At 61.1% G+C, this 8,837-nt stretch carries 9 protein-coding genes; 4 read left to right on the top strand and 5 right to left on the bottom strand.

All coding sequences use genetic code 11. The annotated features are described in order from the left end of the window. Together L972_RS03035 and L972_RS03030 are read right to left on the bottom strand one after the other, a co-directional pair. A partial coding sequence (locus L972_RS03035; RefSeq protein WP_047435372.1) for a FecCD family ABC transporter permease occupies positions 1–869 on the bottom strand: 869 nt, incomplete at its 3' end. After that, entirely contained in the window at positions 866–1,717 is an 852-nt protein-coding gene (locus tag L972_RS03030) for a heme/hemin ABC transporter substrate-binding protein (protein ID WP_047435369.1), read from the bottom strand. The genes L972_RS03030 and L972_RS03035, both read right to left, overlap by 4 nt. A 170-nt stretch (positions 1,718–1,887) precedes the next feature. Here L972_RS03030 and hutX point away from each other — a divergent pair, with 170 nt between their 5' ends. Together hutX and hutZ are read left to right on the top strand one after the other, a co-directional pair. After that, on the top strand, positions 1,888–2,400 hold the full coding sequence (gene hutX / locus L972_RS03025) for a heme utilization cystosolic carrier protein HutX (protein ID WP_047435366.1): 513 nt from the start codon (positions 1,888–1,890) through the stop codon (positions 2,398–2,400). Beyond that, entirely contained in the window at positions 2,397–2,954 is a 558-nt protein-coding gene (gene hutZ / locus L972_RS03020) for a heme utilization protein HutZ (protein WP_047435363.1), read from the top strand. Before hutX ends, hutZ begins: the two co-directional genes overlap by 4 nt. A gap of 86 nt (positions 2,955–3,040) precedes the next feature. On the opposite strand, the gene L972_RS03015 is transcribed toward hutZ, so the two are convergent. From L972_RS03015 to L972_RS03005, 3 genes are read right to left on the bottom strand one after another with little or no spacing between them, the layout of a single operon-like run. Next, positions 3,041–3,424: a hypothetical protein gene (locus L972_RS03015; protein ID WP_005335256.1), complete on the bottom strand. Its 384-nt coding sequence runs from the start codon at positions 3,422–3,424 to the stop codon at positions 3,041–3,043. Positions 3,425–3,461: 37 nt separating this feature from the next. Continuing rightward, entirely contained in the window at positions 3,462–4,016 is a 555-nt protein-coding gene (locus L972_RS03010) for a cysteine hydrolase family protein (protein ID WP_047435357.1), read from the bottom strand. Positions 4,017–4,041: 25 nt separating this feature from the next. Continuing rightward, on the bottom strand, positions 4,042–5,013 hold the full coding sequence (locus L972_RS03005; protein WP_047435354.1) for a ChaN family lipoprotein: 972 nt from the start codon (positions 5,011–5,013) through the stop codon (positions 4,042–4,044). 194 nt (positions 5,014–5,207) lie between these two features. Here L972_RS03005 and L972_RS03000 point away from each other — a divergent pair, with 194 nt between their 5' ends. Then, complete coding sequence (locus L972_RS03000; protein WP_047435351.1) at positions 5,208–7,313, top strand: TonB-dependent hemoglobin/transferrin/lactoferrin family receptor; 2,106 nt, start codon at positions 5,208–5,210, stop codon at positions 7,311–7,313. Positions 7,314–7,602: 289 nt separating this feature from the next. After that, positions 7,603–8,757 (top strand): 3-phenylpropionate MFS transporter, encoded by a 1,155-nt coding sequence (locus tag L972_RS02995; RefSeq protein WP_047435348.1) that lies wholly within the window; start codon positions 7,603–7,605, stop codon positions 8,755–8,757. The last annotated feature ends 80 nt before the right edge of the window (positions 8,758–8,837 follow it).

Below are 8,837 nucleotides of genomic sequence, written 5' to 3'. Positions count from 1 at the left end.
AACCTGACATGGTTGGGGCCCGCCAGCAGGCGCACCAGATGGGGCACCACCAGCCCGACGAAGCCGATCATCCCCGATACCGCCACCGCCACCCCGACGCCCGCTGCGGTGAGCAGAATCAGGCGGCGCTTGAGGGATTGCACATTGACCCCCAGATGACGGGCTTCCCCTTCACCCAGCAGCAGGGCATTGAGGGGATTGGCATCGCGCATAAAGAGCCACAGCAGGGCCGCCAGGGTGAGCAGGGCCAGCGCCACATCGGCCGGTTTGCCTGCCGCCAGCGTTCCCATCTGCCACAGGCTCAGGTTGCGGAGCATCTGATCGTCCGCCAGATAGGTGAGCAGGCCGATCACTGCACCGGAGAGCGCCGTGATGGCGACCCCGGCCAGCAGCATGACAGTGACCGAGGTGCCGCCCTCACGGGTGCCGAGCAGATAGACCAGGGTGGTGGTGAGCGCGCCGCCGAGAAAGGCGAGCAGCGGCAGCAGACCAACCCCGATGGTGGCTTGCAGCTGCTGGCCGAGGGGGGCCAGCAGCACGATGGCGAGCGCCGCGCCGAGCGCCGCACCGCCGGAGACACCTATGATGCCGGGGTCAGCCAGGGGATTGCGAAACAGCCCCTGCATCACGGCGCCACAGAGCCCGAGAATCCCCCCCACGGCAATGCAAAGCAGGGTTCGCGGCAGGCGAATTTCCTGCACGATCAGCAGCTTGTGTGACTCTATCCCGCTCTCCTGCCCGGCAAACAGCGCCCGCAGACTCTCGCCCAGGGTGAGGGTCATGGGGCCGGTTGCCAGCGAACCGAGCAGCAACAGCGCCAGTGCGGCCGTGGTAAAGGCCAGCAGCCAGGAGAGGGGTAACCGCATCATGACCCCTGCTTGATCCACTGGGCGATCTGGTTCGCCTGTTGCAGGGAGTTGAGGCTCAGGCCCCCTTGCAGGGCGTGGCCGTCGATGGCGTGAATGGCGTTACGCTTGCCAGCCGGGGTGGCGGCCAGGGCGGGCACTTCTGCCAGCACCTTGGCCGGATCGGCATATTGCTGCCAGTCACGACCGCTGACCAGCACCAGATCGGGCTGCATCTCGATGAGGGATTCGGCGGATACCGGCTTGTAGTTGCGTAATTCGGCGACCGGATTGATGCCGCCCGCCAGCGAGATCAGCGCGCTGGCAGTGGTGTTACCTCCGGCGATGCTGGTGGGTTGCCCCTTGTGCAGCAGCAGGAAGGCGACCTTGAGCGGTTTGTTCTGTTTGGCTTGCGCCGCCAGCTGATCGGTCTGAGCCTGGATCTCCGCCTTCAGGCGATCGCCTGCGGCTTTATCGCCCAGCAGGCTGGAGAGGGTGTCGATACGCTGATTGAGGTTGGCGAGGGTCGGCGCGGTATCCAGCACCTCCACCTTGACCCCGGCACGGCGCAGCTGATCCAGGGTCGGGGCCGGGCCCATCTCGTCGCTGCCCACCAGTCGGGTGGGGGAGAGGCTCAGGATCCCTTCGGCGGCCAGTGCCCGGTGATAACCCACCTTGGGCAACCCTTTTGGCAAGGGGCTGCTGACATCGGTGGCGATCAGGCTCGATTCACCACCAAGGGCCAGAATGAGTTCTGTGGTGGCGGGGCCGATACTGACGATACGCTCTTTCTGGCCGTCGGCGGCAACGGCAGAGAAGGGAGAGAGTGAACTGCAGAGCAGGGTGATGGCGAGGGCAAGACGACGGCCCATGCTAACCTCCGAAGGGGTGAATGAAACGGGTGTGCCGCCGAGAATATCAAGGCTTTGGAAAAAATGCACTGATAATGATAGCAATTATCAATTGCATTGGTTTCGGTGCTTTATTAGAGTAGCCGCCATGATAAACAGCGGGACAATATGGTCCCGCAGAGGGAGAAAACATGAGCATTGCACAACGCATTCACGCGCTGCTGGAGCAGGATCCCGGCGCTCATCCGTCCACCCTGGCGGCCCAGCTTGCCATCAGTGAATGGGAGGTGGTTCGCCATCTGCCCGCCGAGCTGGTGACCCTGCTACCCGCCGATCGCGCACAAGGTCTGCTGGAAGATCTGGCCGACTGGGGCCCGGTGACCACCATCGTCGAATCAGAAGGTTCCATCTTCGAGGTCAAAGCACCCTTCCCGAAAGGCAAGGACGCACGCGGTTACTACAACCTGATGGGCCGCAACGGTGAGCTGCATGGTCATCTCAAGCTCGACAACGTGGCGGGGATTGCGCTGGTCAGCAAGCTGTTTATGGGCAAGGAGGGGCACTCCTTCCAGTTCTTCGGTCACTTCGGCCGCTGCATTTTCAAGGTCTATCTGGGTCGCGACGAGAAACGCCAGTTGCTGGACGATCAGGTCACCCGTTTTATGGCGCTGCGCCACAACTCTCAAGAGGAAGTCAAAGCATGAGTGAACGTCAGGAGCGTCTGCAGAACCGCCTGCAACCGGAGATCCGCGAGTTTCGCGACAGCTGCCGCACCCTGCAGCTCGCCACCGTCGATGGCGAAGGCAATCCCAACGCCAGCTATGCCCCGTTCGTGCTGCAGGAAGATGGCTACTATGTGCTGATCTCCGAGATCGCCCGCCACGCCCGCAACCTGCAACAGGTGCCTCGGGTATCCCTGATGCTGATCGAGGATGAGAGCGGTGCCCGCGAGCTGTTTGCCCGCAAGCGCTTGACCTTCGATGCGGTGGCTGAAGTGGTGTCCCGTGACGACGCCCGCTGGAGCAAGGCGGTGGCGGCACTGGAAGGTCGTTTTGGCGAGATCATCAAGGGTCTCTCCAACCTCAAGGATTTCAAACTGTTCCGCCTCAAGCCGGAGCAGGGGCTGTTCGTCAAGGGCTTCGGCCAGGCGTTCGCGGTCTCCGGTGACGAGCTGGTGGATTTCGTCCATCTGGTGGAAGGGCACAAGCGCATCGACAACGGTGCCGAGCTCACCAGCCCGGCCGATGCGCCGGTCTGACGATCCCTGTCGACCACGACAGCCGTCATAACAAAACGGGCAGCCACTGGGCTGCCCGTTTTTATTGCGTTATCTCATCCACCAGTTCAATCCTGCCAGCTGGCCTTGTTGGGAAAAGCGCGACGATCGGCATCGGTGGCCGTTTCGTTGCACTCTCCCCGCACCTTCCAGGAGGTCTGGCTCAGTACGATGTAGCCCTGGCGGCAATACTGCTTGGTCGCCAGGGTCTCGGTCAGCAGGTTCTCCTGTAACGCCTCCCGCTGTTCCAGCAGCCGCTGGCTCTGGGCCGCCGAGAGGCCGCGTGGCAAGGTGTCGTTAGGCGCGGCTTCAAAGGTGAACCGCTTGCTCCCCTCCTCGTTGATGTGGGTCAGAAACAGGGGTTCCGGCCCGTCATACTTCTGGCCGGGCAAGCTGGAGCAGGCCGACAGCAGGGGAACAATCAACAACAGGGTGGCAGACAACAGGCGCACGACAGACTCCAGTGAGAAACGAGGCGAGGCTCGCAGATTAGCACGGCTGCAGGGCGGGTGTTACTGCCATCAGCTCGTCGGTGGTGAGCAGGGTCACACTGCGCCCCTCCGGCAGGCTGAGGTGGCGCCACATCCAGTGATGGTGCTCGGTGATCTGGGCCGCACTCAGGTGGGGGCGATCGGCGGTGGTGTGACCATCGCTCAACACCAGCACCTCGTACCCATGGGAGGCGGCACTGCGCACCGTGGTATCGACGCAAAAATCGGTGGCGCAGCCACAGAGAATGAGTCGATCGACCGGCTGCTCGGCCAGCAGGAAAGCAAGCTCGGTATCGAGAAAGCTGTCACAGGCTGTCTTGCGTACCCGGCTCTCCCCCTTGGCCGGTTGCAGCGCACTGTGCAACTGCCAACCCGGGGTGCCCGGTTCCAGTTCGGTACCGGGGGGCGAGTCATGTTGGATATAGATGACCCGTCCCTGTTGCTGCCTGACATGGGCTGCAGCCCGATTGATATTGGCCAGCACCTGCTCCTGGCGGTAACGGGGCTCGTTGAACAAGCCTTGCTGCACATCGATGATCAGTAACACATCCATATTTTACCCGCCGTTTCCTGGAAGATTAGGGTTGCAGCCACTGGCTGCAGTCACGACTGCGGGATTGATGCAGCGCGCCCATATCTTGCTTCATCTCGTCACTGTTTTGCCAGCGCTTAGGCAGCGGCATGATGGTTACCTGCACATCGGCTGCGGGATCTGCAACAGAGGTCTCATCTATGCGGGGCACGACCAGCGCCACCTTGAGGGCAGGATTGCGGCTGGCGATGCGACTGGCGAGCCCAAGCCCCCCCTCGACGTGGAAATTGCCGGCGATATGCATGATCTGCTGGCCCGGGTGCTTGGCGAGATAATCCACCATGCTCTCGGCCATGGTGTCATCCCAGCTGGTCTGGGCTGCGAAGCGGCGGGCGTTGCTGTCGGCATCGCCATGGTGCATGGAGGCCATAAATTTCTGGCGATAGGGGTCATCCCCCAGCGTCAGTTGGCGGGCCAGCTGGCTGCGGCGCGACGCGGGCAGTTTGTCTAGCCACTCAGCCCCCTCCTGACCGACACAGCTCACCAGCGGCTTGGGGGCGTTGGCGGCGATCACCGGCATCCGGTGAGCCTTGGCAAACTCTACCAGCGGGCGGTAGTCGCTCGGATAGTTGGGCCAGGCGTTGCCTTCGCGGATCAAGGCCGCTTCACCAATCTGGTTCGCCAGATAGGCATCCAGCGTCTTCTGATCGGCGCGGCTGAACTGCTCCATGGAGAGGGCCAATGGCCGACCGTGCTGCTGACCTGCGGTGTAGAGCCCGCTCAGCAGGCGCGATTGCAACAGATGCACGGCGGGATGGCTGTGCAGCTCACCCACCAGAATGATGTCGGCGTCGGCAATGCGCGCGATTGCCTGCTCCAGCGTCAGGTCTGCGTCTCCCTCGCTGCTTAGCCGGTAGTCATAGAGCGTCTGCAACTGTGATGACTGGGTCGGTTGGGTGGGGGTGGCACAGGCTGCCAGCAGCAGCGGCAGGGCGAGCAGGGGAAGTCGTCTAATCATGGGATCTCACGGCTGATATGCCCGGATGCCGGTGCATCTCGGGGGGCTAATAGAGAATAAGGGCAACACAGGGCGACAGTGTAAAACCAATTTGGTTCAAAGCAAAATGAGAATGATTTCGTTTATTGTTGATCTTTGTCGGGAGCCGGGTAATATGCGGCCTGTTTGATAACAGTTCTCAATAAGGATTCGCTGTGACCCATCATAACGCACTCTCTCTGGTTGCCCTCGCCGTGGCGACCGGTCTCTCCTCCCAGGTCTTTGCTGCCACCCAGAAGGCGGATGAAGTCGTGGTCGTCAGCGGCTCACGGATGGAGCAAAAACTGGAAGATGTCTCCGGCCCCATCTCGGTGATCACCGCCAAGCAGATTGAAGAGCAGGTCGTCACCAACGTCGCCGACCTGTTCCGCTACGAACCCGGTGTGACCGTGCTCGGCGGCCAAGGGGATGCCCAGACCTTCGTCATCCGAGGCATGGGTGAAAACCGGGTCAAGGTGGTGCGCGACGGTGTGCGCCAGAACGATGCCTACAGCAAGGGTGGTGTCGGCCAGAGCTACTTCGATACCGACATGATCAAGCAGATAGAAGTGGCCAAGGGGCCCGCTTCTGCCGCCTACGGCTCCGATGCGCTGGGTGGCGTGATTGCCATCACCACCAAGGATGCCAGCGATTTCCTCAAGGGCAAGGATAGTTATCTGGACGTGACCAGCGGTTACGCCTCCAGCAGCCACCAGAAGATGGCGGGCTTTACCGGTGCCCTGCGCACTGGTGAAGTGGAGAACCTGCTGCGCTACACCTGGCGCGATGGCGGTGTGACCCAGAATTTCGACTCCACCAAGAACGACTTCGATATCGGTACCCACGCCTTGCTGCTCAAGAGCAAGTGGAACCTCTCCGATGAGCAGTTCCTCAAGCTGACCGTTGACTACCTGACCGATGGTGAGGAGCCGGACGCGATCAAGCTCAATAAGGTCGGTACCGGTACTGCCCGTGTCTTTGAGCAGCCCATCACCGACAAGCAGACCGACAACCTCTCGCTGGTGCTGGATCACGGCATCGCGCTGAATCAGGGTTGGGCCGACCGGATGGATACCAAGGTCTACTTCGGACGCACCAAGCAGACGCTGGATCAGTACGCCTCATCCAAATATCCGGTTAACCCGCGCAACCCCTATGTGACTAAGAACTCTCTGGATCACAACGTATTCGATCAGAAGAACCTCGGCGCCCAGCTGCAGTTCCACAAGGCGGTCACCAACCACCGTCTGGCCTGGGGGGCTGAATACGAGCACACCGACAACGAACGTACCCGTTACAAGGGGCCGACGACTCCCGGTGATTTTGTCGGCTACAACGAGCTGAGCTTCCCGGCTACCACCAGCGAGCGTGGCGCCCTGTGGGCCTTCGACGAGATGAAGTTTGGCGAGCGCTGGGTGCTGACCCCGGGCGCCCGCTATGACTACTACCGGATGACGCCGGACAACGATCCCGCCTACACAGGCGATCAGCTGCACAAGTTCTCGGAAGGGGAGTTGTCACCCAAGCTGGGTCTGGTGTTCAAGGCGCACGAGGCGGCCAACCTGTTTGCCCAGTACAGCCACGGCTTCAAGGCGCCCATGTATGACAGCGCCTTCTCCACCCTGAACCATCAGGCTTATGGCTATCGCATCGAGCCGAATCCGAACCTCAACCCGGAGAGCAGCGACGGCATCGATCTTGGTGTACGTGGCAGCAGCAACGGTTTCAGCTATGAAGTAGCCAGCTTCTACAACAAGTTTGAAGACTTCATCGAGATGGTGGAAGTGGGCAAAGAGGGGCGCACCGCCGTCTACCAGTACCAGAACCTGAGCAAGGCGACCACCAAGGGGATCGAAGCGAAAGCGGATTACTGGTTGACGGATCTGGTCAACGTCTGGGGCAACCTCGCCTACATCGAGGGCAAGGATGGGGATGGCAACAACATCAACAGCCTGAGCCCGCTCAACGGCTCGGTCGGTGTGCGTCTGGAGCAGTCCCAATGGAACTTCAACACCGCGCTGCGCTTTGCCGACGATATGGACAAGGTGCGCAAGGATGCCAAAGGCAACGATTACGTGAAGAGCGCCGGTTGGGGGGTGGTGGACATGTACGCCCAGTTCAACCCGATGACCGACCTGCAGCTCAACGTCGGGGTCTTCAACCTGTTTGACAAGGAGTACACCAGCTACGAGCGCATCGCCGGCCGTGCCGAAGGCTCCGATAACAGCATGATGACCGAACCGGGCCGCAACCTGAGCGCTCGGGTCAAATACGTATTCTAAAGAGCAAACAACAGACGCAGATGATCAAAGGGGCTTCGGCCCCTTTTTTGTGGTCGCCATGTTGTGACGATGGAGCAGAGCAGATGTTTGCCTAAAAAAAGAAACCCGCCATGGGCGGGTGGAAGGATTGCAACACTAACCAGGAGGAGGTGTTATCAGGTAGACCCCGCTTCTTCGGTAATAGTTCAATTTTATTGAAGTTTTTTCGTTTTCTGCGCGGGGTTTCCATCGGGATCTGCGGGGAGGATGGGTTATCATTCTGCTCCCGTCATCCGGTTGCAGAGGATCTATGCCCGCGTTCTCCTGGTTAGCGCTCTTTTTCGGCGCCTTCTATTTTGTCTACGGCGCTTACTTGCCGTTCTGGTCGCTCTGGCTGGAGGGGGTGGGCGTCAGCGCCGAGATGATAGGTCTGCTGCTGGGGGCGGGGATGGCGATCCGCTTTGCCGGCAACCTGATGGTAATGGGGCAGATCAAGGGGGCGGGCCATCTGCTGCCGGTGACCCGGTTGCTCTCCCTGCTCAGTCTGCTGGCGTTTCTCGGTTTCTACCTCAGTCATAACCTCTGGTGGCTGGTGGGCTTGACCCTGCTGGCGAACTTTATCTATCCGACCCTGATGCCGGTGGGGGAGGCGCTGGCGACCCGCATGGTGGTGCAGGCCCACCTCGATTACGGCAAGGTGCGGCTGTGCGGTTCTTTTGCTTTTATCGTCGCCTCGACGCTGGTGGGGGCGCTGGTGGGCAACTTCGGCAGCGACTGGATTTTGCACACCATGGTGGCGGGGTTGGTGCTGATGCTGCTGATCAGCTGGCTGCCGCTCTATCCTGCACCGCAAGATAGTCAGGGCGAGCGGGCCAAGGCCTCTTTGTTGGCGACCCTGCGCAGCGCACCGGTGCGCCGCTTCCTGCTGCTGACCGCGTTGCTGCAGGGGAGCCACGCCGCCTATTACGGTTTCAGCGCCATCTACTGGAAGGCGCAAGGGTATAGCGGCACCATCATCGGCTATCTCTGGGCGCTCGGGGTGGTGGCGGAGATCTGCATGTTCGCCGCCGACAAGCGTTTCTTGCAGCGCTTTGGCGCCCAGAGCCTCTTTATCGCCGGTGCCATCGGTTGTGTGGTGCGCTGGGTATTGCTGGGTGCCTCGACCGAGTTGTGGGTATTGGTGCTGGGGCAGTTGCTCCATTCGGTCACGTTTGGCATGAGCCATCTGGGGGCGGTGCGTTTCATGACTCGCCAGCTGCCTGCCGAGCAGTTGATCCCGACTCAGGCGCTCTATGCGGCCCTTGGCCTCGGCATGACGGTGGCGGCGCTGATGGCACTCTGCGGCGTGCTGTTCGAGCCTCTCGGCGGCGGCATCTTCTTCCTGATGGTGCTGGTGGTATTGCCGGTGTTCTTCCTGCGGCTGCGACCCTTTGCGCCCTCTGCGCAGGAGAGGTCTCCGGCCTGATACTTACCAGTCCTAATCGTAACACAGCCAAAAAGAAGGCTATGTCCCAATTACGTGTTGCATAGGGCGCCCCAGCGCCT

Origin of the sequence: Aeromonas sp. ZOR0001, assembly GCF_000801015.1 — a bacterium.
Classification (GTDB): domain Bacteria; phylum Pseudomonadota; class Gammaproteobacteria; order Enterobacterales; family Aeromonadaceae; genus Aeromonas; species Aeromonas veronii.
Note: the sequence above shows the minus strand (reverse complement) of the source record. Positions and strands in the feature narration are given on the sequence as shown.

Excerpts from the sequence above, each read along its gene's own strand:
- L972_RS03030 (WP_047435369.1), bottom strand. The coding sequence starts at position 1,717 with ATGGGCCGTCGTCTTGCCCTCGCCATCACCCTGCTCTGCAGTTCACTC.
- hutX (WP_047435366.1), top strand. The coding sequence starts at position 1,888 with ATGAGCATTGCACAACGCATTCACGCGCTGCTGGAGCAGGATCCCGGC.
- L972_RS03005 (WP_047435354.1), bottom strand. The coding sequence starts at position 5,013 with ATGATTAGACGACTTCCCCTGCTCGCCCTGCCGCTGCTGCTGGCAGCC.
- L972_RS03010 (WP_047435357.1), bottom strand. The coding sequence starts at position 4,016 with ATGGATGTGTTACTGATCATCGATGTGCAGCAAGGCTTGTTCAACGAG.
- L972_RS02995 (WP_047435348.1), top strand. The coding sequence starts at position 7,603 with ATGCCCGCGTTCTCCTGGTTAGCGCTCTTTTTCGGCGCCTTCTATTTT.
- hutZ (WP_047435363.1), top strand. The coding sequence starts at position 2,397 with ATGAGTGAACGTCAGGAGCGTCTGCAGAACCGCCTGCAACCGGAGATC.